At 47.3% G+C, this 26656-nt stretch carries 28 protein-coding genes; all 28 read left to right on the forward strand.

Annotated elements, in window-relative coordinates; genetic code table 11:
* Positions 1-6: 6 nt before the first annotated feature.
* The 28 genes from ABIN22_RS12800 to murA all read left to right on the forward strand — a co-directional run bounded on the left by ABIN22_RS12800 (position 7) and on the right by murA (position 26578).
* Positions 7-498: a tRNA (cytidine(34)-2'-O)-methyltransferase gene (locus tag ABIN22_RS12800; RefSeq protein ID WP_109732492.1), complete on the forward strand. Its 492-nt coding sequence runs from the start codon at positions 7-9 to the stop codon at positions 496-498.
* A 14-nt stretch (positions 499-512) separates the two neighbouring features.
* The gene (locus ABIN22_RS12805; RefSeq protein ID WP_109732491.1) at positions 513-1232 is read left to right on the forward strand and encodes a GntR family transcriptional regulator; all 720 of its coding nucleotides are present in this window, start codon (positions 513-515) and stop codon (positions 1230-1232) included.
* Positions 1233-1629: 397 nt separating this feature from the next.
* The gene (locus ABIN22_RS12810) at positions 1630-2496 is read left to right on the forward strand and encodes an aldo/keto reductase (RefSeq protein WP_109732490.1); all 867 of its coding nucleotides are present in this window, start codon (positions 1630-1632) and stop codon (positions 2494-2496) included.
* Positions 2493-3521: a TRAP transporter substrate-binding protein DctP gene (dctP, locus tag ABIN22_RS12815; RefSeq protein WP_346909108.1), complete on the forward strand. Its 1029-nt coding sequence runs from the start codon at positions 2493-2495 to the stop codon at positions 3519-3521. The genes ABIN22_RS12810 and dctP overlap by 4 nt, the downstream gene beginning before the upstream one ends.
* Positions 3514-4014 carry a TRAP transporter small permease gene (locus tag ABIN22_RS12820; RefSeq protein WP_109732488.1) on the forward strand — a complete coding sequence of 167 codons (501 nt, stop codon included), beginning with the start codon at positions 3514-3516 and terminating at the stop codon, positions 4012-4014. Before dctP ends, ABIN22_RS12820 begins: the two co-directional genes overlap by 8 nt.
* 1 nt (position 4015) lies before the next feature.
* Entirely contained in the window at positions 4016-5320 is a 1305-nt protein-coding gene (locus ABIN22_RS12825) for a TRAP transporter large permease (protein WP_109732487.1), read from the forward strand.
* 11 nt (positions 5321-5331) lie between these two features.
* Positions 5332-5760 carry an HIT family protein gene (locus ABIN22_RS12830; RefSeq protein WP_346909111.1) on the forward strand — a complete coding sequence of 143 codons (429 nt, stop codon included), beginning with the start codon at positions 5332-5334 and terminating at the stop codon, positions 5758-5760.
* A 30-nt stretch (positions 5761-5790) separates the two neighbouring features.
* A complete protein-coding gene (locus tag ABIN22_RS12835; protein WP_118621593.1) occupies positions 5791-6798 on the forward strand; it encodes a TRAP transporter substrate-binding protein in 1008 nt (335 codons plus the stop codon).
* Positions 6799-6824: 26 nt separating this feature from the next.
* Positions 6825-7322 carry a TRAP transporter small permease gene (locus ABIN22_RS12840; protein ID WP_118621592.1) on the forward strand — a complete coding sequence of 166 codons (498 nt, stop codon included), beginning with the start codon at positions 6825-6827 and terminating at the stop codon, positions 7320-7322.
* Positions 7315-8598, forward strand: coding sequence for a TRAP transporter large permease (locus ABIN22_RS12845; protein ID WP_109732483.1), 1284 nt, complete (start codon positions 7315-7317; stop codon positions 8596-8598). Before ABIN22_RS12840 ends, ABIN22_RS12845 begins: the two co-directional genes overlap by 8 nt.
* Before the next feature lie 43 nt (positions 8599-8641).
* Positions 8642-9625, forward strand: a complete 984-nt coding sequence (locus ABIN22_RS12850; protein WP_346909114.1) for a C-terminal binding protein — start codon at positions 8642-8644, stop codon at positions 9623-9625.
* Positions 9626-9629: 4 nt separating this feature from the next.
* The gene (locus ABIN22_RS12855) at positions 9630-10403 is read left to right on the forward strand and encodes an HpcH/HpaI aldolase family protein (RefSeq protein WP_109732481.1); all 774 of its coding nucleotides are present in this window, start codon (positions 9630-9632) and stop codon (positions 10401-10403) included.
* 19 nt (positions 10404-10422) lie between these two features.
* Positions 10423-11253: a transketolase gene (locus ABIN22_RS12860; protein WP_346909116.1), complete on the forward strand. Its 831-nt coding sequence runs from the start codon at positions 10423-10425 to the stop codon at positions 11251-11253.
* Between the two features lie 13 nt (positions 11254-11266).
* Complete coding sequence (locus tag ABIN22_RS12865; RefSeq protein ID WP_118621589.1) at positions 11267-12235, forward strand: transketolase family protein; 969 nt, start codon at positions 11267-11269, stop codon at positions 12233-12235.
* A 12-nt stretch (positions 12236-12247) separates the two neighbouring features.
* Positions 12248-13726: an L-arabinose isomerase gene (araA, locus tag ABIN22_RS12870; protein WP_346909118.1), complete on the forward strand. Its 1479-nt coding sequence runs from the start codon at positions 12248-12250 to the stop codon at positions 13724-13726.
* A gap of 37 nt (positions 13727-13763) precedes the next feature.
* Positions 13764-14639 (forward strand): D-psicose 3-epimerase, encoded by an 876-nt coding sequence (locus ABIN22_RS12875; RefSeq protein ID WP_346909120.1) that lies wholly within the window; start codon positions 13764-13766, stop codon positions 14637-14639.
* Positions 14640-14942: 303 nt separating this feature from the next.
* Positions 14943-15251, forward strand: a complete 309-nt coding sequence (locus tag ABIN22_RS12880; protein WP_118621586.1) for an ATPase — start codon at positions 14943-14945, stop codon at positions 15249-15251.
* An 86-nt stretch (positions 15252-15337) separates the two neighbouring features.
* A complete protein-coding gene (locus ABIN22_RS12885) occupies positions 15338-17356 on the forward strand; it encodes a V-type ATP synthase subunit I (RefSeq protein ID WP_346909122.1) in 2019 nt (672 codons plus the stop codon).
* The gene (locus tag ABIN22_RS12890) at positions 17353-17829 is read left to right on the forward strand and encodes a V-type ATP synthase subunit K (protein WP_109732474.1); all 477 of its coding nucleotides are present in this window, start codon (positions 17353-17355) and stop codon (positions 17827-17829) included. The genes ABIN22_RS12885 and ABIN22_RS12890 overlap by 4 nt, the downstream gene beginning before the upstream one ends.
* An 86-nt stretch (positions 17830-17915) precedes the next feature.
* Entirely contained in the window at positions 17916-18506 is a 591-nt protein-coding gene (locus ABIN22_RS12895; protein ID WP_346909124.1) for a V-type ATP synthase subunit E, read from the forward strand.
* Between the two features lie 121 nt (positions 18507-18627).
* Positions 18628-19599 (forward strand): V0D/AC39 family V-type ATPase subunit, encoded by a 972-nt coding sequence (locus ABIN22_RS12900; RefSeq protein ID WP_346909126.1) that lies wholly within the window; start codon positions 18628-18630, stop codon positions 19597-19599.
* Positions 19592-19912 (forward strand): V-type ATP synthase subunit F, encoded by a 321-nt coding sequence (locus ABIN22_RS12905; RefSeq protein WP_109732471.1) that lies wholly within the window; start codon positions 19592-19594, stop codon positions 19910-19912. The genes ABIN22_RS12900 and ABIN22_RS12905 overlap by 8 nt, the downstream gene beginning before the upstream one ends.
* A 40-nt stretch (positions 19913-19952) precedes the next feature.
* Positions 19953-21719, forward strand: a complete 1767-nt coding sequence (locus ABIN22_RS12910; protein ID WP_109732470.1) for a V-type ATP synthase subunit A — start codon at positions 19953-19955, stop codon at positions 21717-21719.
* Positions 21720-23096, forward strand: coding sequence for a V-type ATP synthase subunit B (locus tag ABIN22_RS12915; protein WP_109732469.1), 1377 nt, complete (start codon positions 21720-21722; stop codon positions 23094-23096).
* A gap of 24 nt (positions 23097-23120) precedes the next feature.
* Complete coding sequence (locus ABIN22_RS12920) at positions 23121-23792, forward strand: V-type ATP synthase subunit D (RefSeq protein ID WP_109732468.1); 672 nt, start codon at positions 23121-23123, stop codon at positions 23790-23792.
* 218 nt (positions 23793-24010) lie between these two features.
* Entirely contained in the window at positions 24011-24556 is a 546-nt protein-coding gene (locus ABIN22_RS12925; protein ID WP_346909128.1) for a hypothetical protein, read from the forward strand.
* 70 nt (positions 24557-24626) lie between these two features.
* Positions 24627-25136 carry a shikimate kinase gene (locus ABIN22_RS12930; RefSeq protein WP_346909130.1) on the forward strand — a complete coding sequence of 170 codons (510 nt, stop codon included), beginning with the start codon at positions 24627-24629 and terminating at the stop codon, positions 25134-25136.
* 149 nt (positions 25137-25285) lie between these two features.
* A complete protein-coding gene (gene murA / locus ABIN22_RS12935) occupies positions 25286-26578 on the forward strand; it encodes a UDP-N-acetylglucosamine 1-carboxyvinyltransferase (RefSeq protein ID WP_109732465.1) in 1293 nt (430 codons plus the stop codon).
* Positions 26579-26656 lie beyond the last annotated feature (78 nt).

Here is a 26656-nt window from a genome sequence, read left to right on the forward strand (position 1 = left end):
GTGACCATGCTCAATATCGTACTGCATGAGCCGGAAATTCCGGCAAACACAGGCAACATAGGCAGGACCTGTGTGGCGTCGAATACGCGTCTCCATCTGATCGAACCGCTCGGGTTCAAGTTGAATGAAAAGGCTTTAAAGCGTGCAGGGATGGACTACTGGTCCGATCTGGATGTGAGGACTTATATTGATTATAATGACTTCATGGAACAAAATCCGGGAGCAAAGATCTACATGGCAACGACAAAGGCTTCCAAAGTTTATACAGAAGTCCAGTATGAGCCTGACTGCTTTATCATGTTTGGCAAAGAGAGCGCCGGGATCCCGGAAGAGATTCTGGTGGAGCATAAGGACACATGCATCCGGATCCCGATGGTCGGAGATATCCGCTCATTAAATCTGGGAAATTCTGTGGCAATCATTCTTTATGAAGCGCTGAGACAGAATCAGTTTGCGGGGATGAACCTGGAAGGGCATCTTCACCATTTAAGCTGGTAAAAGAAGGATAAGCAATGACAGAATATGTATTAAGTGATGATTTTAAAAAGAATGTGCAGCAGGAGATGGAGAACAATCCCTTCGCGATTCTCAGCCGCCTGATTTACCAGGAACTGTATCAGGAGGTAATTGAGGGACATCTCCTGCCGGAGCACAAGATCATTGAGTCCAAGATTGCAAAAGAACTGAATGTTTCCCGGTCCCCTGTCAAGGTTGCGCTTTCCGATATGGTTGATGACGGTATTTTCGTCCGGGGTGTAGGTAAAACTGTCCATGTAAAGCCGATTTCTTACGAGGAATGCCTGTGGATTTATGAAGCAAGGATGACTCTGGAGCCCAAAGCGGCATATCAGGCAGCCAAGCGGATCAAACCTGCGGAACTGCAGCAGCTAAAAGAACTCATTAGTAAATTCGAGGAAATTGACAGGACACTGAACCAGAGAGAGTACACGAGAACCGATAAACAATTTCATGAGATTATTATCAAGGCATCCCGTAATCCTTATCTGGTCAGCATGTACAAGTCTATAGAATGCCCGTTGGCGTGCTATCGTAATCAGCTCAACCAGCTGGCCTATGAGGAGTGTTTTCAGGAGCATGATATGGGGAGTGGCTCGGAACACCACAAGTCCATATTTAATATGCTGAAAAACCACCTGCCGCTGCTGGCGGAGGATGAGATGCGCAACGATATACAGCGAATGTACGGGACAATGTCACGGCTGAGAAAGTAAAGACATGTTTCGAGGTATAATGCTCGCACTTGGCGAGGTATTTAACGAGTTTAGTATTTATGGTAAAATATAATAATTGGAAGATAAGGCACTTTACAGTGAGGATACCGGTCAGGTTCCCATTGCAGGGGGCCTTATTTTTATACATATAATTCTATTACAAGTCGGCAGTATCCCCCACAAAAGAACCTATATTTGTTGAAAATGTACACTGTGAAAGAAAAAAATAAAAATTAAAGTGCAATATGAACAATAAATTGAAGTAAATGCTTTCCAACACAAACAAAAAAAGCAAAAAATATGAATAAAAGCACTTATTTTGACACAGTTTCTGTTAGATTTATATAATTGTGAAAGAAGAAAGGGAGAAACTAATAAAAAACAAAGGAGGTCAGCTATGGAATATAAGACAATGCGGAACAAAACGAAAGTCCCAATGCTTGGGCTGGGTTGTTATAAGTCAGAGGCAGAGGAAGGAATCCGTGCAGTGAGAAGTGCCATTGAAGTGGGATACCGGCATATTGATACGGCAAACTTTTATGAAAATGAAGTATATGTCGGCAAGGGTATACGTGAGAGTGGCATTGAACGGAGTGAGCTTTTTGTAGTGAGCAAGATTTGGCCGACCAGCTATAAAACACCTGAAACCGCTGTAGAATACAGTATGAAGGCTTTAAACATCGACTATATTGACATGTACCTGCTGCACTGGCCCGGCCTGAATGAGTATGCACGTTATCATGCCTTTGAAGCCTTACTAAAGTATAAGGAAAAAGGATATTTCAAAGAAATCGGTGTCTCCAATTTTAAGAAAGAACATCTGGAAGCCCTGACAGAAAAATTCGGTATTGTGCCAGTTATGAATCAGATTGAACTTTCTCCCTGGCTGCAGAAAAAGGAAGACTATCAATACTGTCTGGAGAAGAACATTACGATGACCGCCTGTGTACCGTTTGCAAAAGGCTGCATCCTGTCAGAGCCACAGTTAGAACGGATTGCCGAAAAGCATAATAAAAATGTCGGACAGGTCATATTGAGATGGAACATTCAGCGGGGGAATTGTGTCATTCCAAAATCATCGAAGCCACATAGAATTGCAGATAATTTTAACATATTCGATTTTGAACTGGACGAAGAGGATATGTCAGTAATCGCAGGTATGGAGAACGGGAATTCATACTGCAGTGATTCATCGGTATTCACCGGTGATTTCTGGAACATAGAGGAGCATTTACTGGACAGGGAAAAAGGGAGGATATCATGAATTTAAAGAGAATTACCGCTGCAGGCTGTGCAGCCGCAATGATTTCCGTTTTACTTTTAAGCGGCTGCCAGAAAAAGGAAGTGGAAAAAGTGGATCACGGGGTGATCAGGATTGCCTACAATAACGCAGAAGATTACCCGCATTATAAGGCTCTTGAATGGGCCTCCGAAGAGATTGAGAAAGTAACGGACGGAAGATTTACGGTAAAGATTTATTCAAACGGAACACTTGGAGACCAGAGGGCGGCACTTGAACTGACTCAGAATAATGCAGTTCAGATGTGTGTTGCGAATGCTACGATTGTGGAAAGTTATAACAGCGATTTTTCTGTCCTGAGCATGCCGTTTTTGTTCAAAGACAGTGGCCACCAAAGAGAAGCATACACCAGTGGGATTCTGGATGATCTGTTTGATTCCACATCGAAATATGATTTTAAGATCGTCGGGGCGTTTGGCTCTGGTTCCAGAAATATTTTCTGTGACAGAGAAGTACGTGAACCCGGGGACCTGAAGGGATTGAAGATTCGTGTCATGCAGTCTGACAATATGGTAAAAATGCTTCAGCTGATGGGCGGCACAGGAGTACCGATGTCTGCATCCGAACAATACTCAGCGATGCAGCAGGGTGTGGTAGACGGTGCGGAATCCAATGAGATTGATTATGTGGGCAAGAAGTACTATGAGGTGGCACCTGTATTTTCAAGGACAGAACATTGCTTCAGTACGGATTTTGTTGTGGCGGGCACACAGTTTCTGGATTCCCTTTCAGATGGTGACAGGGAACTGATAGAAGGCGTCATGAACGAGTGCGTTGAGAAGGAATTTGATTTCTGGGCAGAGATGGTAGAAGACAGCATTGAGCAGGCGCAGGCCCTTGGAATTGAATTTATCGATGATGTAGATAAAGAAGCTTTTGCAGAGAGCTTTACAGAATTCCAGGAATCAATTGCAAACAGCAATGACATGACAAAGAGCGTTTATCAGGCAATTGTTTCCCTGAGATCGGAGGGACAGGAGAATGAGTAAAGTACGAAAGGTAACAGATAAGATTTTAGAAGCTGTATCTATATTTATTCTCGGGATCATGACCGTTCTTGTAGTCTACCAGGTTGTGACACGGTATGTTTTTAACAGCCCCAGTTCGTGGAGTGAGGCGGTTGTTACATATGGTTTTATCTGGCTGGCAATGTTCTGCGGTGCTTATGTGTTCGGAAAAAGAGACCATATGGCAATGACCTTTATACTGGATAAGTTCAAGGGTAAGGCGAAGGTGGCCGTTGAAATGATAAATGAATTCCTGATACTCCTTTTTGCAGTGGGAGTCCTGTTGGTCGGGGGATACTTCGGCGCGTTAAAGCAAATGACACAGGCGGATTCAATACTGCCAATTTCTATGGGGGTGATCTATATTGCTATTCCGGCTGCAGGGATCTGTATGCTTATCTATTTTATCTGCAATGAATGGGATTTGGTCCAGCGTCTGAAGGGCATGAAGGAGAAAGAAAAGGAGGAAGAGTGAGATGGATGTAGCTGTATTGGCGACAATAGTTATGGTAGCAGCTTTAATTTTATTTCTGATCATGGGCGTGCCAATTGCAATTTCTATCGGATTGTCCTCGGCAATGGCAATGATGGTTATTCTGCCAGCAGATGTTGCGCTGGTAACATGTGCACAGAAAATGTTTACGGGACTAAATTCGTTCCCGCTTCTGGCGATTCCGTTTTTTGTACTGGCCGGGAACTTTATGAACAACGGGGGAATTGCCGTACGGATTGTCCGTCTTGCAGAGGCTCTGTGCGGGAAACTGCCGGGTCCTCTGGCACAGAGTAATATAGTAGCGAACATGTTCTTTGGGGCAATCAGCGGCAGCGGCAATGCAGCGGCGGCAGCAATGGGCGGAACAATAGGGCCGATCGAGGGTGAGAGAGGCTATGCAAAGGAATATTCGGCGGCAGTTAACATTGCATCTGCTCCGACTGGAATGCTGATTCCTCCCAGCAATGCACTGATTGTATTTTCCACGGTTGGCGGTTCCGTTTCTGTGGCGGCCCTGTTTATGGGAGGTTATATACCCGGCATCTTATGGGGAATTGCAGTCATGATTGTAGCCGGTTATATGGCAAAAAAACGCGGGTATATCAATACAGAAAAAGTATCAGGGAGAATGAAGCTCCAGTATTTTGTACAGGCAATTCCAAGCCTGATTCTGATCTTAATCATTATCGGCGGGATACTGAGCGGGATATTCACGGCTACCGAGGCTTCAGGAGTAGCTGTTGTCTACGCGATGGTCCTCAGCTTCATCTATAAAAGTATTACAGTCAGGGACCTTCCGAGAATCATTCTGGAGTCAGCGAAGACAACCGTTATCATCGTATTTTTGATTGGTGTTTCTTCCATCATGTCATGGATCATGGCATATACCAGTATTCCGGACATTATTGCCACAGCCATGCTGGCACTGACAAACAGTAAGATCTTGACGTTAATCATTATTAATATTGTGCTCCTGCTGGTAGGTACTTTTATGGACCCGACACCTGCAATATTGATTTTTACACCGATTTTTATGCCAATCTGTGTCGGTTTCGGTATGAGCCCGATCCACTTTGGTATCATGCTTGTTTATAACTTATGTATTGGAGCTATAACACCTCCGGTCGGAACCGTGCTGTTTACGGGCTGTAAGATCGGAAAGGTAACGATTGAACAGGTAATTAAGACATTACTTCCATACTTTGTGGCGATTATCCTTGTGCTGCTCCTTGTGACATATATCCCGGCTTTGTCAGAATTTCTGCCGTCATTGAACGGTTACATATAGGAGGGACTTGGATGACAGCGTGTTATTACTGCGAAAATGGCGAAGCTCTGAGAAGTCTCATGATTCATATCACAGATGTAGAGAATGCATCCGTGTACCTGTACCGTGACCAGACGCATAGAGGAAAATGTATTGTTGTCTACCGGACAGCACATAAAACCGAGTGGTATCAGCTTACAAAAGAGGAACAGGCAGAACTGATCCATGCAGTAAGCAGGACGGCTGAAGCTCTGGATAATGTATTCCATCTGGATAAGATTAACTACGCGACATACGGGGATAAGGTAAATCACCTTCATGTACATATTGTACCGAAGTATAAAGACGGCCCCGACTGGGGAGTGCCATTTAAGGACACCCGTCCGCCGCACCTGCTGGAAGATGCAGAGTATGAAGAGCGGGCCAGGGCCATAAAGGAAGCCATAATGGATTTGAAGTAATGAGTATAAGAAGAAAGTGGGAGGTAAAAGGTGAAGCGAAGAAAATTTGTAAATCTCATGTTAGTATTTGTATTCCTGTTTTCGATTGTTATGACGGCAGGGTGCGGCAGAAACAAGGACGGTGTCAGGCGTTTGAAGCTTTCTATCAATACGAACCAGTCACAGGTTGATATGGCGGAGGCTATGCAGGAGCGGATTAAGGAACTGTCAGACGGAAAGATGGAGATTGATGTGTACGGGGACGGGCAGCTGGGCGGTGACCGGGAAGTTGCAGAGACCGTACAGTATGGAAATATCGATATGTGTATTGTTTCCACAACACCCGTTGCTGCGTTTTACCCGGACCTGAATGTGTTTGATGCCCCGTTTCTGTTTAAAGATTCCGCACAGGCCCAGGAAATTCTGGATGGTGAGATCGGGCAGGAGATTGCGGCAGGGATGGAAGATATCGGATTTAAGGTACTGGGATTTCCTGAAAACGGATTCCGCCAGCTCTCAACTGCAGCGAAGGAGGTCCATTCACCATCTGACCTGAAAGGCCTGAAAGTCAGAGTCATGGAAAGCGAGGTACATATTGAAACATGGAAGGCCCTCGGAGCCAGCCCGACGCCGATGGCATTCTCGGAACTGTTTACCGCGCTTCAGCAGAAGACGGTGGACGGACAGGACAATCCATTTGTAACAGACAGGGATAACCGTTTCTATGAGGTACAGAAATACATTATCGAGACAAACCATGTATATACCCCTTATCTGCTTCTGATGAGTAAAGACAGCTACGACAAGCTGACTGACGAGGAAAAAGAAATCATCGAGGAAGCAGGCGCCTATGGTGTTTCGGTGCAGCGTGAAAAAACGGCAGAGTACGACAAGGACGCAGTGCAGGAGATGCAGGACAAAGGGGTTACCCTCATATCACTGACCGATGAGGAAAAACAGCAGTTTCGGGATGCTGTTTCGGATATTTACAGTCTGGTGGAAACAAAAGTAGAGCATCCCGAGCTGTTCAGGAGAATCCTGGAGGAGACAACGGAGTAGTTAAGGGAAAAGGAAGGAGTAAGGACATGTCCAAGTTTTGGAAATTTTTAGATGAGCATGCAGAGGATATTATTTCTGCAGTACTTATGAGTGTGGCAACAATCGCAATCGTCGTGCAGGTAATCATGCGCTATTTGTTTAAAAGCTCGCTCTCCTGGTCTGAGGAGCTGGCAAGGTATGTTTTTGTGTGGATGACTTTCATATCCATCTCTTACGGTATCAAAATGAGGAAACACGTAAAAATAGAGGCGGCGCTGTCATTGTTTCCCAAGAAAATCAGGCCGGTTATTGTAATCATCGGTGATATCATCTCTCTGGGATGGTGTGTGTTCGTGGTAGTGACGGGCTGGATGCTGCTGGGAAAGGTAATCAGGTCCGGACAGGTATCCCCGGCGATGTCCATCCCGATGTATTTCATCTATCTGGCGCCCGCTGTAGGATATATTTTATCCTCAATACGCTGCATACAGACAATCATCCTGCGTGTACAGAATTATAAGAAGGGGGTGGAAATGAATGATTAGTCTCGTACTCTTTGGTGTCATGATTATACTTCTGATTCTGAACGTACCCGTAGCCATTGCACTTGGTCTTGCTTCTCTTGCGGCCATCCTGTATTCCGGCGACCTGACGACAGGATATATTGTACAGAATCTGGTGACCAGTTCCGATTCCTTTACGACAATGGCGATCCCGTTTTTCGTACTTGCGGGCGAAATGATGGGCGGCGGGGGCATCTCCAGACGTCTGATGGACAGTGCAAGGGTCTTCTTCGGCAGATTTACAGGCGGGCTTGCGATTGTGACCGTTGTAGTATGTATGTTTTTTGCAGCAATCTCCGGTTCGGGACCTGCAACGGTAGCCGCTGTGGGCGGTATGGTAATCCCGTCGATGCTCGCGGCAGGTTATGACAAGAAGTTCACGCTGGCAGTAATTGCGGCGGCCGGAAGTATTGGTGTTATTATTCCACCGAGTATCCCGATGGTTATCTACAGTGTATCCACAAACCAGTCGATTTCGGAACTGTTCATGGCCGGGTTCGTACCGGGAATCCTGATCGGTCTGACTCTGATTGCATACTCTTATTTCTACTGCAAAAAGAGAGGATATCAGGGGGACAAGGAGCCGTTTTCGTGGAAAAGGGCCGGAAAAGTACTCTGGGATGCGAAATGGGCGCTCATCTGTCCGGTTATTATTCTGGGAGGTATCTACGGTGGTATTTTTACACCTACAGAAGCGGCAGCAGTTGCAGCGGCATACGGGTTCATCGTTGGGGTATTTGTCTATAAGGAGCTGACACTGAAGGAAGCGGTCAAGGTTATCAAGTCAGCCGTGGTAACAACTTCCACGATCATGCTGGTTATCGGCTGTGCGGCCGTATTTACAAAGGTACTGGCAGTCGCGAAGATCCCTACACTCGTGGCAAATGCGATTACCGGACTGAATGCCAATAAGATTGTGATCCTGATTCTGATCAATGTTGTCCTGATTTTTGTCGGATGCTTCATGGAAACGCTGTGTGCAATCATGATACTGGCGCCGATTTTCCTGCCGATCGTTACAGCAGTCGGTGTAGACCCGATTCATTTCGGAATCGTTATGGTCGTAAACCTTGCGATTGGATTTATCACACCGCCGCTCGGCATCAACCTGTTTGTCGCCAGCCGTGTCGGAGGGGCCCAGCTCTCAGAAGTGATTAAGGGGATTGTCCCGTTTATTGTGGTCATGATTATCGACCTGCTTTTGATTACATACCTGCCGGCAATATCCCTGTTCCTGCCAAAACTGTTTATGCGTTAGCAGGAAATTAAACAAAAAAACTTGAAAAATGGAGGCTTAAGCAATGAAAGCAATTGTAGTAGATAAGAATTCAGCTGATGGTCTGGACTTCAGCATTCAGCAAAAGATTTTTGAAGAAAATGGAATTGAATTTGTTCTGGAAGACTGCCAGACAGAGGATGAGATTATTGAAAAGTGCAGGGATGCGGATGCACTTCTGGTCATATACCGGAAGATTACGCCGAGGATCATGGATGCGCTGACGAACTGTAAGGTAATTCTCAGGTATGGCATCGGATACGATGTTATTGATGTGGATGCGGCAACAGAGCGCGGCATTAAGGTATGCAACAGCCCTACACACTGTCTGGACGAGGTCGCTACACATACCATTGCGATGATACTGGCAATGGAGCGGCAGATTGTATTTTTTAATGATCTGGTGAAAGAAGGGAAATGGCTTGCAAACGCAGGATTTAAACCCCACCGTCTGGCATGCCAGACACTTGGCTTCGTAGGGTTCGGCAATATCGCCAGACGCACGGCGGACTTTGCAAAGGGATTTGGATTCCACATGGTGGTCTATGACCCGTACCTCGACGAATCTGTGATAACCGATTACGGTGCCCAAAAGGCAGATCTGGATGAACTTCTGGAGGTTTCGGACGTCATTACGATTCACACACCTTTGTTTGACAGTACTTATCACCTCATTAATAAAGAGACGATTGCAAAGATGAAAGACGGTGTTATGATCGTCAACACCTCACGAGGTCCGATTATCGCAGTGGATGACCTGATGGAGGCGGTAAAGTCTGGTAAAGTCCGCGCAGCAGCGCTGGATGTTGTGGAAAATGAGCCAGTCAGTGAGCCGGGGCACCCTCTCTTCGAGACGGGAAAAATCATCTGCTCCCCGCACGCCGCCTATAACTCGGTTGAGGCAGAGGAACAGATGATGGCAGTCCTCGCACAAACAGCGGTCGATATTTTGAACGGCAGGAACCCGGAAAACATAGTAAACAAAAAAGCATTAGGAATAGGAGCGTAGAAAGATGAAAAATTTATTAAGAGAAAAAATTATGAACGGTGAGAAAACAGTCGGTACTTTTTTTGAGGCAGGAAATGCAAATGTGGCAGAGGCGCTTGCCCTGACGGATTTGGATTATATGCTGATCGATACGGAGCACGGCCCGTTTGATGTGGAAAGTGTCATGTCTATGTTAAGGGCGGCTGAACTTCATGACACGACCGCACTCGTAAGAGTGAAAGACTCAAACCGGAATTCCGTATTGAAGATGCTGGATATCGGTGCAGGCGGGCTGATTATCCCACAGGTACATTCAATCGAAGAGATTCAGAAGCTCGTTGAATATGCAAAATATTATCCGCTCGGACAGCGCGGCGTAGCCTTTGCAAGAGGTGCAGGATATGGATATCTGGAACATGCGGCGGGTGACATCAACGATTATTTCGCTGTCTGCAACAGGGAAACCCTGCTTGTTCCGCAGTGTGAGACGATGGGATGTCTGGAGAATATCGAGGAGATCGCCAAAGTTGACGGGGTGGACGGAATCTTTGTCGGGCCATATGACCTGTCTGTGGCAATGGGAATTCCGACACAGTTCGACAAGCCTGAATTTCAGGCTGCAATGGAGAGAATCGTGAAAGCAGTGAAGGCAGCCGGCAAGTTTACTATTATATACTGCGCGAATGCAGAGGTTGCTAATACCAGACTTTCACAGGGATTTGACAGTGTAACGGTCGGACAGGATATTAACTACTATATTGACGCCATTAATGCAATGGTAAAAGAGATCCATGTATAGCAGGGCGGGAGGTAAGGATATGACAGGAAAAGAACTGAAAGCATTTGCAAATGAAGTCAGGATTGCAACAGTAAAATGCCTCGAAAAAAGAGGGTTTGGGCACATAGGCGGCTGTCTTTCCATCGCTGATGTACTGGCTGTGCTATATAACGGGGAGATGAAAATTGATCCAAAGGATCCCGGGAAGAAAGACCGCGATATGCTTGTTGTATCGAAGGGCCATGCGGGCCCCGCGGTATTTGCGGCATTAGCTTTGAAGGGATATTTCCCGATAGACTGGCTGGATACACTCTGCGAGGGTGGTACGAGACTTCCCAGCCACTGTGACAGGCTTCGCACACCGGGTATTGATGCATCCACGGGTTCCCTTGGACAGGGACTCTCCCTTGCAAACGGACTGGCCCAGGGAGCGAAACTGAAGAAACTGCCCAACCGGATATACTGCCTCATGGGAGACGGTGAGATACAGGAGGGCCAGATCTGGGAGGCCGCTATGTATGCACACCAGTATAAGCTTAACAATCTGGTCGGCATCGTGGACTGGAATAAGAAACAGATAGACGGGACCACGGATGAATGCATGTCCCTTCTTGACATAGAAGATAAATTCCGTTCTTTCGGATGGTATGCACTGACAGTAAAAGGGAATGACCCGGAAGCGATCCGGGACGCCTTTTCAAATGTCAGGGAGAACCAGGGGGACAAGCCGGCCATGATCGTACTTGACGGCACGAAGGGCAGCGGTGTGAAGTGCATAGAGGAAATGGTGTTCAACCATATGATTCCTGTCGACAGGGAACTGGCAGATAAGTGTCTGGCAGAACTTGAAGAAGTAAAGGCCAGTCTGTGAGGAGGTACATATAATGGCGAAAACAATTTATAACGGTGAATATGAAAAAAAAGCAATTACAGAACAGTTTCTTGAGAACTTAGAAAATATGCTGGAAAACGATCCGGATGTTGTGTACCTTGATGCTGACCTTATGTTTGCATTCGGTGCGGGACTCTGGGATCTGGCTGCCAAATATCCGGACCGGGTACTCAGGTGCGGAATTGCCGAAGGAAACATGATCGGCACAGCGGCTGCAATGTCTGTGATGGGACTGAAACCGGTCATCCACAGTTTTGCTTCCTTTGTGACGCGCAGGGGGTTCGACCAGATATTTTTATCCGGTGCCTATGCGAAAAAAACGCTCAATATCATCGGCAGTGAACCGGGATATAAGCAGACATACTGGGGCGGGACACATATGGCATTTGAAGATATCGCGATGATGCGGACGGTTCCGGACTGCCGGATTTTTGATATCGCTGACGGTGTACAGTTTAACAAGCTTCTGGGCAGGACCATCAATATGAAAGGAATCTCTTATTACAGAACACCGCTTGCGGATAATATAGCTGTCTATGATGAAGACGCAGAATTTGAGATTGGAAAGGGCATTGTACTCAGGGAAGGAAAAGATGCTTCCATTATTGCCTGCGGACGGCTGGTGACGATTGCGCTTCAGGCGGCAGAGCTTCTGGCGGCAGAAGGTATTGATGCTACAGTTGTGGATATGTTTACCGTGAAGCCGCTCGATGAAGAATTAGTATTGAAATGTGCAAAAGAGACCGGCGCTATCGTAACAGCAGAAAATCATTCTGTGTACGGCGGGCTTGGTTCGGCGGTTGCAGAGTATTTAGGGGAGCACTGTCCGACGGTTGTAGAACGTATCGGTACGAGAGACGAGTTTGGTGAGGTCGGTTCCGAGGCGTACTTAAGAGAACGATTTGGCTTTACACCTGAGAAGATTGCAGAGCGGGTGAAAGAAGCGATAAAAAAGAAATAGAAAGGCGAAAAGATGGAATTACAGCGAAATTATAAATTCTGGTTCTGCCCCGGTTCCGTTGACCTGTATGGGGATGCCGAGATACAGGTCGTTACGGAACACAGCAGGATCATTGTAGACGAATTGAACCGTTCCGGACTGGTACCGTTTGAGATTGTCCTGAAACCGACACTGATATCGAATCCGACAATCAGGAAGACTTTTCACGAGGCGAATGAGGATGAAGAGTGTGCAGGCATTATCGCGTGGATGCATATGTTTTCACCGGCGAAATCATGGATTTTAGGACTGAAAGAATTGAGAAAACCGCTTTTACATCTGCACACGCAGTTTAATGAGGAAATCCCTTATGATACGCTGGACATGGATTTTATCAATATCAACCAGTCCGCCCACGGCGACAGGGAATTTGCCTACATGCTTGCAAGGATGGGGCTGGAACATAAGATCGTGGCAGGACACTGGAGTGCGGAATCTGTACAGAAAAAGATAGGCGGCTGGATGCGCACGGCAGCGGGGATTATCGAGAGCAGCCATCTCAGAGTACTCAGGCTTTCGGATAACATGAGAAATGTGGCAGATACAGAAGGCGACAAAGTGGATGCGCAGATACGGTTCGGATGGGAGGTAGACACTTATCCGGTCAACGAGGCTGCCGAAGCTGTAAGCGCGGTATCCCAGTCCGATGTGAATGCACTCACGGATGAGTATTATGAAACATATGGCATCATATTAGATAGAAGGGATCCTTCAGAATTCCGCCGCCATGTGGAGGTGCAGGCACAGATAGAGCTTGGAATTGAACGGTTTATGAAGGAGAAGGACTATCAGGCAGTCGTAACCCACTTTGGGGATTTAGGCAGCTTAAAACAGCTGCCGGGTCTGGCTATGCAGAGGCTGATGGCAAAAGGCTATGGATTTGCAGCTGAGGGGGACTGGAAGACTGCGGCGCTCCTTAGGCTCGTCAAGCTGATGACGGCGGGGATGGCAGATGCAAAAGGAACATCCTTCATGGAGGACTATACATATAATCTTGTCTCGGGCAGACAGGGGATTCTGGAGACACATATGCTGGAAATTTGTCCCTCCATCGCGGATGGCCCGGTCAGTATCCGGGTAAACCCACTCGTGCTCGGTGCACGGGAAGATCCGGCGAGGCTGGTGTTTACCGCAAAAGAAGGAGACGCCATTGCAGCCTCACTGATTGATATGGGAGATAATTTCAGGCTGGTCATTAATGATGTTACCTGCAAAAAAACAGAAAAACCTATGCCTAACCTCCCGGTAGCAACCGCGTTCTGGACTCCGAAACCGGATTTTGAGACCGGGCTGGAGGCATGGCTCATGACCGGAGGGGCACATCATACAGTCATGACATACGATCTCACGGCTGACCAGCTTGGCGGCTGGGGGGAGGCAATGGGGATTGAAACGATCTATATAGATGAACATACGACGATCCGTGACCTGAAAAAAGAACTGAGAAGATAATCAATGATATCTGAAATTTTAAGAGAGGCGAAATACAATGAATAAAATAGGAATTCACTTCGGATACTTTAATACAGACTGGAACACTGACTTTATCAGGCAGATCGGGCAGATTAAGCGGATCGGGCTGGATATACTGGAAGTTGCCCCCGCGCCTCTGCTTGCACTGACGAAGAAGGAGCGGGACGCGATCGCAGAAACGGCAAAGGAAAACGGCATCACACTCACATTTTCGGTGGGACTTGGGGCAGACCAGGATCTGGCAAGTGAAGATGAAAATGTCAGGAACAGAGGGATTAAGTTTACCCTGGATACATTTAAAATTATGAGTGAAATGGGTGCCAACATGTATTCCGGTGTAGATATCGGGGCATGGAACCAGCCTTTTACTACGGGTGTTGTTGATAAAAGCGCTGTAATCCAACGCAGTGTGAACTCTGTAAAAGAGATCATGAAGGCGGCCGGGGCGCTTGGAATTACATTTGCAGTGGAAGTCGTAAACCGCTACGAGTCTTCACTGGTAAATACGGCGAAAGAGGCAATGGCATATGTGGACATGGTGGATAGTCCCAACTGCAAGATCCTGCTTGACACCTACCACATGAATATAGAAGAAGACAGTTTCGCAGACGCAATCAGGCTTGTCGGCGGCAGGCTCGGCCATTTCCATGTGGGAGAGTCCAACCGCAGGCCTCCGGCAAGAAACGGCAGAATGCCGTGGGATGAGATCACCGGTGCACTGAAAGAAATTCATTATCAGGGAGCGGTAGTCATGGAGCCTTTTATTAAAATGGGCGGTGAAGTGGGCCGCGACATCAAAGTGTGGAGGGATATCAGCCAGGATGCATCCCCGGAGGAAATGGAACAGCTTGTAAAAAATGCGGCTGCCATGCTGAGGGAAAAACTGGGTTAATTATCATGACCTGAGTGGAAAGTGTTCTGCAATAAGTAAATGGAGGTAACTGTTCATGGTTCTGAGCAGTTATAAACGGAGTATAAAATGCCCTGTGGATGACACGGGGCATTATGTAATTACAAAAATTGGGTATAATAAAACCGGAAACAGATGCATTATAAATAGATATCATAAATTTTTAGGCAGACCATACAAAAATTATGCACAATTTCTAAAGAAAAAGTCAATATTTCATTGTAGACTATCAACAAGATGTATGATATCCTAAAATTGTGTACGTAGAAAGGCGGTGACTAATATATGGTAGAAGAAACCATTCAGGTGATTAGAGAGACAGAGGCTAAGGCCGAGGCAATTGTAAAAGATGCCGAAGTACAGTGTAAAGGAATACTGGAAGAGGCGTCCAAGCAGGCTGAAGATCTGAAAGCCGGACAGATTCTGGAGGTTCGTAAGAAAGCAGATGCCATAATGGAGAATGCGAAAGAACAAGGTGCACAAGCTCAAGAGAAAGCAATGTCTGATGTTGAGAAAGAGATCAGGACATTAAAAGAAACTGCAGCATCCAGGGAAGATGAGGCAGTAAGTCTCGTGATATCACAACTGGTTTAGACCTGAGCCGGTACCGGCATCTTTGCTTAAGGATGGCGTGTTGAGCGACCGGCAGGAGAAAAGCGGGATAAAGGAGGGATAGTATTATGGCAGTATTGCAGATGCAACGAATGAGTATCTGCGCATTGAAGAAAGACCGAAAGGCCATTCTTGAGAAACTACAGAGTATGGGCGTTATGGAGATCAACCATGTGCTCGAGGAAGACGAACACTTCCGCCGGATGGATACAGGGAATGCCAGGATGAGTTTTGACAAGGCAGCCGCATCGGCTGACCAGGCACTGGACATCCTGCAGCAGTATGCACCGGTGAAGCAGTCTATGCTGTCATCGCTGGCGGGGAAAGACCTTGTCGATCAGAAAAAGTACCAGTCCATTATCGAGGATAAGGACGAGCTTTTGAAGAAGGCAAAGAGAATTCAGGCGCTGGACAAGGAAAAGGCAGAACAGCATGCCAACATCCTGAAGATTGAGAACAGCATTGAAAGTCTGATGCCCTGGCTGAAACTGGATGTACCCATGAATTTTCCGGGGACAGAGCACATCGTTATGATTCCGGGAACCATGCCCGGCATGCTGACGCTGGAGAATGTATACGCCATGCTGGCGGCACAGGCTCCGGAACTTGAGGCAGATTTCCATATCATCTCGGCGGAACAGGATACCACCTATCTGACGGTATTCTGCTTAAGGAATGATGCACAGCAGCTTGAAGAGGCGCTGCGCAGCATAGGTTTTGCAAAGCCGTCCCAGATGATTGGCGAGATTCCGGCAAAGGCAAAAGAGGAGATGGAAGCGGAGATTTCTGAAATTAAGGGAAGAATCGCTGAAATCGAGAAAGAAGTATCTGACCTTGCGGCGAACCGTGAGGGACTGAAACTGCTGGCAGATTATTTCCGTGTCCGTGCAGATAAGTATGAAGTACTGGGGCAGCTGCCGCAGTCGGAGCGTACTTTCCTGATCAGCGGATATGTACCTGCAAAAGTAGTTCCAAAGGTACAGAAGGCTCTGGCAGACAAATATGACTGTGTTGTGGATGTGGAAGAACTTAAGGAAGATGAGGAAGCACCTGTGCTTCTGAAGAATAATAAGTTCTCATCCAGCGCCGAGGGAATCCTCGAGGCGTTCGGGCTCCCCGGAAAAGGAGAAATGGACCCGACAGCGATCATGTCATTTTTCTACGTTTTTCTGTTTGGTTTAATGCTTTCAGATGCGGCATACGGAGCAATTGTTGCTATCGCATGCGGAGTCCTGATATTGAAGTTCCCGAGAATGGGAAAGGGCATGAAGACATCGATTCAGTTATTCTTCTGGTGCGGCCTTTCCACTCTGTTCTGGGGAGTCATGTTCGGGGGATATTTTGGAGATGTGATTAATGTAGTGTCAAGGACATTCTTCGGACACGAGGTCGGAATCCCGGCCGTATGGTTTGTTCCGCTGGATGAGCCTATGAGACTGCTGATATATTCCATGCTGTTTGGTGTGATCCATCTGTTTGTAGGACTGGGCATCAAAGGTTACATGTGCATAAGGGACAAAAGGTACATGGATTTCTTCTGTGACGTAGTCCTTTGGTTCATGCTTCTGATCGGACTTCTGATCATGCTTGTCCCGAGTGAACTGTTTGCGTCTATCGCACAGATGTCCATCACATTCCCGCCGGTGGCTGTTACACTTGGTAAAGTACTGGCAATAGCAGGTGCCGCCGGCATCCTTCTGATGTCAGGAAGGGCAAAGAAGAATATCGGGCTTCGGCTCGCGCTTGGAGCGTATGATCTGTATAATGTCAGCGGATGGCTCAGCGATGTACTTTCATATTCAAGACTTCTCGCCCTGGGACTGGCGACAGGCGTTATCGCTTCCGTTGTCAACCAGATGGGGAGTATGGCCGGTAAGAGCGTATTTGGTGTGATTGTATTCATATTTGCCTTCATAGTAGGCCATACGTTCAATATAGCGATTAATCTTTTGGGTGCATATGTGCACACAAACCGTCTGCAGTTTGTAGAGTTCTTTGGAAAGTTCTACGAAGGCGGCGGACGCGCATTCAACCCGTTTAAAGAAAATACAAAATATGCAGATATTAAGGAGGAAACAAATTTATGAGTCAGTTAGGTATTGTTTATGCGCTTCTCGGCGCAGCGGTTGCGGTATTGCTTGCAGGAGCAGGTTCAGCACTCGGAGTTGGTATTGCAGGTCAGGCTGCATCAGGTGTTATGTCAGAGGATCCAAGTAAGTTTGCTAAAGTATTGATTATGCAGCTGCTTCCGGGTACTCAGGGTCTTTATGGATTGATCATCGGATTCGTTACACTGTCCAAGATCGGCCTTCTCGGAGGAGGAGTTGTGGATATTTCTGTACAGACAGGTCTTATGATCCTGGCAGCATGCCTCCCAATCGGTATTGTCGGCCTGATCTCCGGAAAGTCACAGGGCAAGACTTCTGCAGCAGCAATCGGAATCATCGCTAAGAAGCCGGACCAGTTCGGTAAAGCAATGCTTTTCCCTGCAATGGTTGAGACCTATGCGATTCTGGCACTTCTTATCTCATTCCTCGCAGTTTCAGCTATTCCGGTTTAATTACGGGACAGATCAGGCAGCAGGATAACGATGGCCGGAGGTTTCTGTGGCCACGTAGTATAAAGAATGAAAGGGAGAGCTTATAAATGAGTGGATTAGAAAATATGAAAAGTCAGATCCTGGATGAGGCGGCCCACTCAGCGGAAGTGAATATTGCGCAGGCTAAGGCAAAGGCAGAAGAGATATTAGATGCTGCCAGAGCAGAGGCGGCAGCGCAGGTTGAGAAAATCTCCGATAAGGCGGAAAGAGATGCCGTTAATTATGCACAGAGAGTTGCGTCTTCCTGTGAGATGCAGCGTAAACAGATGCTCCTGCGGGCAAAGCAGGATGTCATTGCGAATGTGCTGAACAAGGCATATAACAGAATTCTGGCTCTGGATGCAGAGGCATATTTTGATATGATCCGCAGGATGCTGGATGAGTTTGTACTGGGAGAGTCCGGCGTGATTTATTTTTCGGCCCGTGACTTAAGCCGTATGCCGGCAGGATTCGAGGCTGAGATTCAGGGCGCTGCAGCGAAAAAAGGCGGTGCTTTGAGCCTTGCGAAGGAGTCAAAGGAGATGGAAGGCGGTTTTATCCTGGTTTATGGCGGGATTGAAGAAAACTGTACGATAAAGGCATTGTTTGATGCCAAACGAGATGAGTTATCCGATAAGGTGCATGGATTATTATTTTGAGGAAGGAAACATCCGTGTCGCTAAGGTTCGAAAGAACCGAACCTAAGCCGACAGGATGTACTTTACAACATAAGGTTCGATAGGACTGAACCTAAGTTGTCAAAGCAAGGAGGTTTATATTTTGAATGATTTAGAATATACTTACGCGGTTGCGCGTATACGTGCTTTGGAGACCTCTTTGATTTCCAGTACCGATATCGAGAGGCTGATGGCCTGCCAGGATGAAGAGCAGTGTCTTCAGTTTTTAAGCGAGAAGGGCTGGGGAGACGGGACAGGGTCTATGGACGCTTCTGACATGCTCACCAGGGAAGAGGAGAAGACATGGGAAGTCATTGACGATGTCGCTCCCGACTTGTCCGTGTTTGATGTGCTTTCTTATCCGAAACTTTACCACAATCTGAAAGCAGCAATCAAGGAAGTGTGTACGGAGATGGAGAATAAGAATATTTTCTATGATGACTGTGCCATTCCGGGGAAAGAGATGCTGCAGATCGTGCAGAATAAGGAATTTAGCCGTTTGCCCGGGAGAATGGGCGAGACGGCACAGGAAGCTTATGAGACACTGCTTCATACAAGGGATGGTCAGCTCTGCGATGTGATCGTGGATCGGGCGGCCCTGGAATCCATTTATGAGGCAGGGCAGAAGGCAGAGGACGAGATCATCAGGAATTATGCCGAGTCTACAGTGGCAATTGCTGATATCAAGATCGCGGTACGCTCCCAGAAGACTGCAAAGTCACTGGATTTCATGAAGCGTGCTATGGCGCCCTGCCAGAGCATTAACGTGGACCAGCTTGCAAAAGCGGCGGCAGGGGGAATGGATGCAATCCGTGAATACCTGCTCGGCACGACCTATGCAGAAGGTGCACAGGCGCTGGAGGATTCTCCATCCGCATTCGAACGCTGGTGTGATAACCGCATGATGGAAACGATCAGGCCGCAGAAATACAACTCGTTTTCTGTAGGTCCTCTGGTAGCATATGTGCTTGCCAGAGAAAATGAAATAAAGACAGTTCGGATTATCCTGACCGGAAAACAGAATGATTTTCCGGATGAAGCGATCCGGGAAAGGATAAGGGAGATGTATGTATAAAATAGCAGTGCTTGGCGATTATGACAGCATATATGGTTTTGCGACACTGGGTTTAAGCATCTGCCCTGTCCAGAGCCGTGAGGAAGCGAAGGATAAGCTGAAACAGCTTGCTGAAGGAAAGTATGGGGTGATCTATATTACGGAAGCAATTGCTGCACAGCTGACCGATGTAATAGAAATGTATAAAGAACGCACTCTGCCGGCGATTATCCAGATACCCGGAGTATCCGGCAATACCGGGGCGGGAGTGGAAGGCGTGAAAAAGACCGTGGAACAGGCGGTCGGATCAGATATCCTGTTTTCACAGGAATGATCAAACTTAAGCAGCACAAGAAGGAGGTAAATTCGTCGAAATGAGTACTGGCATAATTAAAAAAGTTGCAGGACCTCTCGTTATTGCAGAGGGAATGCGCGACGCGAACATGTTTGACGTGGTTCGTGTAAGTAATCAAAGACTGATTGGCGAAATCATAGAGATACATGGCGACGAGGCTTCTATACAGGTATATGAGGAGACATCAGGACTTGGACCGGGAGAACCGGTTGAGTCAATGAACGTTCCTATGTCTGTAGAATTGGGGCCTGGCCTGATTTCAAGTATCTACGACGGTATCCAGAGACCGCTGGATGATATCATGAAGATTTCCGGCAACAATCTGAAACGTGGAGTTGAGGTCCCGTCTCTGAAAAGGGACCTGAAGTGGGAATTTGTTCCGGTAAAAGCAGTCGGGGACGAAGTAGAGGCCGGAGACGTTATCGGTACGGTTCAGGAAACGATCGTTGTACAGCAGAAGATCATGGTGCCTTATGGTATCAAAGGAACGATTAAAGAGATTAAATCAGGAGAGTTTACGGTTGAAGAGACAGTCGCGGTAGTGGAGACTACTGAAGGGGATAAGGAACTTACCCTGATGCAGAAATGGCCGGTTCGTAAGGGCCGTCCGTATACAAAGAAACTGCCGCCGGAGATGCCGCTTGTAACCGGGCAGCGTGTTATTGATACGTTCTTCCCAATCGCAAAAGGCGGTGTGGCAGCAGTTCCGGGACCTTTCGGAAGTGGTAAGACTGTAATCCAGCACCAGCTTGCAAAATGGGCGGAGGCAGATATCGTTGTTTATATCGGATGCGGTGAGCGTGGAAACGAGATGACGGACGTTCTGAACGAGTTCCCGGAACTGAAGGACCCGAAGACAGGACAGTCACTGATGGAGAGGACGGTTTTGATTGCCAATACCTCTGACATGCCTGTTGCAGCCCGTGAAGCATCTATTTATACAGGAATTACCATTGCGGAGTATTTCCGTGACATGGGATTCTCCGTGGCCCTGATGGCCGATTCAACATCACGCTGGGCAGAGGCGCTCCGTGAGATGTCTGGACGTCTGGAAGAGATGCCCGGTGAGGAAGGTTACCCTGCTTATCTGGGAAGCCGCCTTGCACAGTTCTATGAGAGGGCCGGCCATGTCATCTGTCTTGGAAAAGACGGAAGAGAGGGCGCGCTTTCAGCGATCGGAGCCGTGTCTCCTCCGGGTGGTGATATTTCTGAGCCGGTATCCCAGGCGACACTTCGTATCGTAAAGGTGTTCTGGGGACTGGATTCCGCACTTGCATATAAGAGACATTTCCCGGCAATCAACTGGCTGAACAGCTATTCTCTGTATCTGGATGATATGGAAAAATGGTTCAACGCGCAGGTTGCCCCTGACTGGATGGAAAACCGCCAGAAGATGATGTCACTTCTGCAGGAAGAGGCAGAATTGGAAGAAATCGTTAAGATGGTTGGTATGGACGCCCTGTCTCCGACCGACCGTTTGAAAATGGAAGCTGCACGCTCTATCCGTGAGGACTTCCTGCACCAGAACTCCTTCCATGAGGTGGATACCTATACCTCACTGAAGAAGCAGCATATGATGATGAAACTGGTAATGGCATTCTATGAGAAGGCAGTGGCGGCGCTCGCAGAAGGCGCACCGCTCCAGAAGCTGATTAACATGCCGGTCCGCGAGCAGATCGGACGTTTCAAGTATACACTGGAGGATGATCTGGATAAGGTATACGAGGAAGTTAAGAAAGAACTGCATGTAGAGATTGCCAATTCATTAGGGAAGGAGGACTTCTAAATGCCAAAAGAGTATAGAACTATACAGGAAGTAGCCGGCCCTCTGATGTTGGTGCGCGGCGTAGAGAATGTCTCCTATGATGAATTGGGAGAAATAGAACTTGCAAGCGGCGAGACCCGCCGGTGCAAAGTACTGGAGATCAACGGAAGTGACGCTCTGGTACAGTTGTTTGAAAGTGCAACAGGTATCAACCTGTCAAATAGTAAGGTACGTTTCCTTGGACGGAGCATGGAGCTCGGTGTATCGGAAGATATGCTTGGACGTGTATTCGACGGTCTGGGACGTCCGATTGATGAAGGCCCGGAGATTCTTCCGGATGCCCGTATGGATATCAACGGCCTGCCTATGAATCCTGCGGCAAGAAGCTATCCTGAGGAGTTTATCCAGACAGGTGTATCCGCTATCGATGGTCTGAATACGCTTGTACGTGGACAGAAACTGCCTATTTTCTCGGCTTCAGGTCTTCCACATGCCCAGCTTGCGGCACAGATTGCAAGACAGGCGAAGGTCCGCGGAACCGATGAGAACTTCGCCGTTGTATTTGCTGCAATGGGTATCACATTTGAGGAATCAAACTTCTTCATTGAAAGTTTTAAAGAAACAGGCGCAATCGACAGAACGGTCCTGTTTGTCAATCTGGCGAATGACCCTGCGATCGAGCGTATTGCGACACCACGTATGGCGCTGACGGCAGCGGAATATCTTGCATTTGAAAAGAACATGCATGTCCTTGTTATTCTGACAGACATCACGAACTATGCAGACGCCCTGCGTGAGGTATCCGCCGCACGTAAGGAAGTACCGGGACGCCGTGGTTATCCAGGATATATGTATACGGACCTTGCTTCTCTGTATGAGAGAGCAGGACGCCAGAACGGCAAGACAGGAAGTATCACCATGATACCGATCCTGACAATGCCTGAGGATGATAAGACCCACCCGATTCCTGACCTGACAGGGTACATCACAGAAGGGCAGATCATCTTAAGCCGTGATCTTTACCGGAAAGGTATTGCGCCGCCGATCGACGTACTGCCGTCCCTGTCCCGTCTGAAGGATAAAGGTATCGGTGAAGGCAAGACACGTGCAGACCACTCCAACACAATGAACCAGCTTTTTGCCGCGTATGCGCGTGGTAAAGACGCGAAGGAACTGATGGTAATCTTAGGTGAAGCGGCACTGACAGATATTGACCTGATCTATGCTAAATTTGCTGATGCATTCGAAGCGGAGTATGTATCCCAGGGATATAATACAGACCGTGGAATTGAAGAAACATTAGATATCGGATGGAAATTACTCTCCATGCTGCCGAGAACAGAGCTCAAGCGTATCGATGATAAATTCCTGGATCAGTATTACGATGCAAAGGAATAACTGCAGAAGGAGAGGTGAGTATATTTGGCATCCACACAAGTGAACCCGACCCGAATGGAACTGACCCGCCTGAAGAAGAAGCGGATGACAGCCATCAGGGGCCATAAGCTGTTGAAAGATAAACGAGACGAGCTGATGCGCCAGTACCTGGACCTGGTAAGGGAAAACATGGAAGTGCGTTTACGGGTGGAAAAAGGAATACTTTCCGCCAACAAGAACTTTGTCATTGCCAAAGCCGGCATGTCAGAGGCGGCACTGAATACTGCCCTCATGGCACCGAAGCAGGAGATCAACTTAGCCTGCGGCGAACAGAATGTCATGAGCGTTAATATACCGACCTTTGATTATAAAACAAGGACAGCAGATGAAAACGACATCTACTCCTATGGATTCGCATTCACGTCCAGCGACCTCGACGGCGCGGTAAAATCACTGGCGGACATCCTGCCGGATATGATCAGGCTTGCCGAATGCGAAAAGGCCTGCCAGCTGATGGCAGCAGAGATAGAAAAGACAAGAAGACGTGTAAACGCCCTGGAACATGTAATCATTCCAGAGGCAGAAAAGAACATCAAGTACATCACGATGAAACTCGATGAGAACGAAAGAAGTACCCAGATCCGTCTCATGAAGGTGAAAGACATGATGCTCGAAGAGGCACACCACTACAAAGAAAAACAAGAATGCATGACCTAAGAAAGTGAACAATTGTAAAAACATCCGTTATGAGAAATCATGGCGGATGTTTTTTTGGTGGGGAAAAGCCGATTGGGTACACCACAAAAGCCAAAAAGGTACACCACAAAAGCTAATTGGGGACGTAGTAAACCTTAAAAAGATTACGTCCCCAATTAACGGTTTTTTGGTTTTCGCATATACTAACCATATAATGTCTTGAAATGGAAGTGTGTATTATGAACCCTAAACTGCCGTATTACATGGCATATCCTATGCCGCTTGCTTATGATGATGAGAAGATTGAGCGCAGAGACTATGAATATATGAAGAGCCTCTACCCGGGGGTGGCTAAAAAAGTTCTTCCATATGTGGAGGATGAGTGTGACAGGATGGAGTACCAGTGCAGTATGATGTATGATGAATACCCGGATAAACTGCAGCTGAGAATGATGGGAAACCGGATTTATGATAATGTGAGGAAGCATGAGAAGGCCTTCTACGGGGAAGGATATGAGGATGTTTTTCCAGAAAACGAAGTAGAGGATCAGGCAATACGTTTCCCCGGACGCCCATCAAGGCCGGAGCAAGGGGGACGTCCGCCAAGGCCGGGCAGGCCGGAGCAGGAAGAACGCCCGCGAAGACCGGGCAGACCGCCGCAGAACAGGCCGGGCCAGGGTGGCGGAAACCGTAACTGGCTGCGTGATTTGATTGATGTCATGCTGTATCAGGAATTGTATAAACGAAGATGCGATAACCGCCGGTGTCAGCGTAAATTTTACTAATTGAAAAAAATGTGATATAATGTCGCAGTATATATAATTAAAACAGGATAAAAACAAGGTGGAAATACTTATGAGAAGTAATCTTATTTTTATAGGCATGCCTGCTGTCGGCAAGAGTACCATCGGTGTTGTTGTTGCAAAGAGGCTGGGCATGCATTTTATTGACACGGATCTTCTGATCCAGGAACAAGAAGGCCGGCTCCTGCGGGAGATTATTGCTGATGTTGGCGAGGACGGATTCCTGAAAATTGAAAATCAGGTCAACCGGGATGTGAATGTGAAAAATGCGGTGATTTCACCGGGAGGCAGTGTCGTTTACTGCCATGAGGCGATGCAGCATTTTAAAGAAATTGGAACAGTCGTATATTTAAAGGCTTCCTATCAAACAATAAAAAGAAGAATTCGGAGTCCCAGGAAAAGAGGAGTCGTCTTAAGAGAAGGGCAGACTTTTAAAGACCTGTATCATGAGAGGACAAAGCTGTTTGAACAGTATGCGGATATTACTGTCTGTGAGGATGGATACCGGATTGAACAGACGATTGAGAACGTGCTGAAAGCGGTGGAAAGTCTTGGTAAATAGGGGCCTTGCGGGTACTGCTGGAAAAAATGATTTTACAAATGTTCATTTTATGGTATAATAACTTCGCATATCAAAAATCAGACTTGAAGGTAACAGGGGAATAATGATAAGGGATCACGATAACAATATCGGATAATCGAGGTGCGTTTATGGAGCAATATATTATTAAAGGCGGCAGTCCGCTTGTAGGGGAAGTAGAGATAGGCGGGGCCAAGAATGCAGCACTTGCAATTCTGGCCGCGGCGATTATGACGGATGAGACCGTCCTGATTGACAATCTGCCGGATGTAAATGATATCAATGTTATGTTAGAAGCAATTGCCGGTATCGGTGCTATGGTACAGAGAATTGACAGGCATACAGTCAAGATTAACGGAAGCACGATCGGTGACTTTAATATCGAATATGATTACATTAAGAAGATAAGGGCGTCCTACTATTTACTGGGAGCGCTGCTTGGCAAGTACAGAAGGGCGGAGGTTGCACTCCCGGGCGGATGCAACATAGGGAGCCGCCCTATCGACCAGCATCTGAAGGGGTTCCGTGCCCTCGGTGCTGATGTAGACATTGAACACGGTAAGATTGTAGCAGATGCGGAAGTTCTCAGGGGAACACACCTTTATTTTGACGTTGTCACTGTCGGTGCTACGATCAATGTAATGATGGCAGCTGCTATGGCAGACGGTATTACAATCATGGAGAACGTTGCAAAGGAACCTCATGTCGTTGACGTGGCGAACTTTTTGAACAGTATGGGTGCCAATATCAGGGGAGCCGGAACAGATGTGATTAAGATCCGCGGAGTAAAGTCTCTCCACAAGTCTGAATATTCAATCATTCCGGATCAGATTGAGGCAGGAACATTTATGTTTGCAGCAGCAGCTACAAAAGGTGACGTAACCGTTTTGAATGTAATTCCGAAGCATTTGGATGCGACTATTTCCAAGCTTGTAGATATCGGGTGCGAGGTAGAAGAATTTGATGATGCAGTCCGCGTGGTAGCCAAAGGCAGGCTGCGTTCGACGCAGGTCAAGACACTTCCATATCCCGGATATCCGACAGACATGCAGCCGCAGATCGGCGTAACACTTGCACTGGCAACGGGAACAAGTACGATTACGGAGAGTATTTTTGAGAACCGTTTTAAATACTTAGACGAGCTGGCAAGAATGGGTGCCGTGATTAAGGTGGAAGGCAATTCCGCAACGATCGAGGGTGTGGAAGCGTTTTCAGGAGCACGGGTAAGCGCCCCGGACCTTCGGGCGGGTGCGGCACTGTGTATTGCAGGGCTGGCTACAGATGGAATTACAATTATTGACGATATCGTATATATCCAGAGGGGATATGAGCGGTTTGAAGAAAAACTCCGTGGCATAGGCGGAATGATCGAGAAAGTATCCAGCGAGAAGGAGATTCAGAAGTTTAAGCTGAAAGTCGGCTGAAGAGAATCTGGAAGTGTCAGAAGGGCGCCTGCTCCATATATCTGGAAAGGCACATTTTTTCCGGTGCCAAGGCAGGAC

Origin of the sequence: Faecalicatena orotica (assembly GCF_905197545.1) — a bacterium.
Lineage (GTDB): Bacteria > Bacillota > Clostridia > Lachnospirales > Lachnospiraceae > Faecalicatena_A > Faecalicatena_A orotica.

What these genes read in the sequence shown, in the direction of transcription:
- ABIN22_RS12800 (WP_109732492.1), top strand. Translation starts at nt 7, where the DNA reads ATGCTCAATATCGTACTGCATGAGCCGGAAATTCCGGCAAACACAGGC.
- ABIN22_RS12805 (WP_109732491.1), top strand. Translation starts at nt 513, where the DNA reads ATGACAGAATATGTATTAAGTGATGATTTTAAAAAGAATGTGCAGCAG.
- ABIN22_RS12810 (WP_109732490.1), top strand. Translation starts at nt 1,630, where the DNA reads ATGGAATATAAGACAATGCGGAACAAAACGAAAGTCCCAATGCTTGGG.
- dctP (WP_346909108.1), top strand. Translation starts at nt 2,493, where the DNA reads ATGAATTTAAAGAGAATTACCGCTGCAGGCTGTGCAGCCGCAATGATT.
- ABIN22_RS12820 (WP_109732488.1), top strand. Translation starts at nt 3,514, where the DNA reads ATGAGTAAAGTACGAAAGGTAACAGATAAGATTTTAGAAGCTGTATCT.
- ABIN22_RS12825 (WP_109732487.1), top strand. Translation starts at nt 4,016, where the DNA reads ATGGATGTAGCTGTATTGGCGACAATAGTTATGGTAGCAGCTTTAATT.
- ABIN22_RS12830 (WP_346909111.1), top strand. Translation starts at nt 5,332, where the DNA reads ATGACAGCGTGTTATTACTGCGAAAATGGCGAAGCTCTGAGAAGTCTC.
- ABIN22_RS12840 (WP_118621592.1), top strand. Translation starts at nt 6,825, where the DNA reads ATGTCCAAGTTTTGGAAATTTTTAGATGAGCATGCAGAGGATATTATT.
- ABIN22_RS12845 (WP_109732483.1), top strand. Translation starts at nt 7,315, where the DNA reads ATGATTAGTCTCGTACTCTTTGGTGTCATGATTATACTTCTGATTCTG.
- ABIN22_RS12850 (WP_346909114.1), top strand. Translation starts at nt 8,642, where the DNA reads ATGAAAGCAATTGTAGTAGATAAGAATTCAGCTGATGGTCTGGACTTC.
- ABIN22_RS12855 (WP_109732481.1), top strand. Translation starts at nt 9,630, where the DNA reads ATGAAAAATTTATTAAGAGAAAAAATTATGAACGGTGAGAAAACAGTC.
- ABIN22_RS12860 (WP_346909116.1), top strand. Translation starts at nt 10,423, where the DNA reads ATGACAGGAAAAGAACTGAAAGCATTTGCAAATGAAGTCAGGATTGCA.
- ABIN22_RS12865 (WP_118621589.1), top strand. Translation starts at nt 11,267, where the DNA reads ATGGCGAAAACAATTTATAACGGTGAATATGAAAAAAAAGCAATTACA.
- araA (WP_346909118.1), top strand. Translation starts at nt 12,248, where the DNA reads ATGGAATTACAGCGAAATTATAAATTCTGGTTCTGCCCCGGTTCCGTT.
- ABIN22_RS12875 (WP_346909120.1), top strand. Translation starts at nt 13,764, where the DNA reads ATGAATAAAATAGGAATTCACTTCGGATACTTTAATACAGACTGGAAC.
- ABIN22_RS12880 (WP_118621586.1), top strand. Translation starts at nt 14,943, where the DNA reads ATGGTAGAAGAAACCATTCAGGTGATTAGAGAGACAGAGGCTAAGGCC.
- ABIN22_RS12885 (WP_346909122.1), top strand. Translation starts at nt 15,338, where the DNA reads ATGGCAGTATTGCAGATGCAACGAATGAGTATCTGCGCATTGAAGAAA.
- ABIN22_RS12890 (WP_109732474.1), top strand. Translation starts at nt 17,353, where the DNA reads ATGAGTCAGTTAGGTATTGTTTATGCGCTTCTCGGCGCAGCGGTTGCG.
- ABIN22_RS12895 (WP_346909124.1), top strand. Translation starts at nt 17,916, where the DNA reads ATGAGTGGATTAGAAAATATGAAAAGTCAGATCCTGGATGAGGCGGCC.
- ABIN22_RS12905 (WP_109732471.1), top strand. Translation starts at nt 19,592, where the DNA reads ATGTATAAAATAGCAGTGCTTGGCGATTATGACAGCATATATGGTTTT.
- ABIN22_RS12910 (WP_109732470.1), top strand. Translation starts at nt 19,953, where the DNA reads ATGAGTACTGGCATAATTAAAAAAGTTGCAGGACCTCTCGTTATTGCA.
- ABIN22_RS12915 (WP_109732469.1), top strand. Translation starts at nt 21,720, where the DNA reads ATGCCAAAAGAGTATAGAACTATACAGGAAGTAGCCGGCCCTCTGATG.
- ABIN22_RS12925 (WP_346909128.1), top strand. Translation starts at nt 24,011, where the DNA reads ATGAACCCTAAACTGCCGTATTACATGGCATATCCTATGCCGCTTGCT.
- ABIN22_RS12930 (WP_346909130.1), top strand. Translation starts at nt 24,627, where the DNA reads ATGAGAAGTAATCTTATTTTTATAGGCATGCCTGCTGTCGGCAAGAGT.
- murA (WP_109732465.1), top strand. Translation starts at nt 25,286, where the DNA reads ATGGAGCAATATATTATTAAAGGCGGCAGTCCGCTTGTAGGGGAAGTA.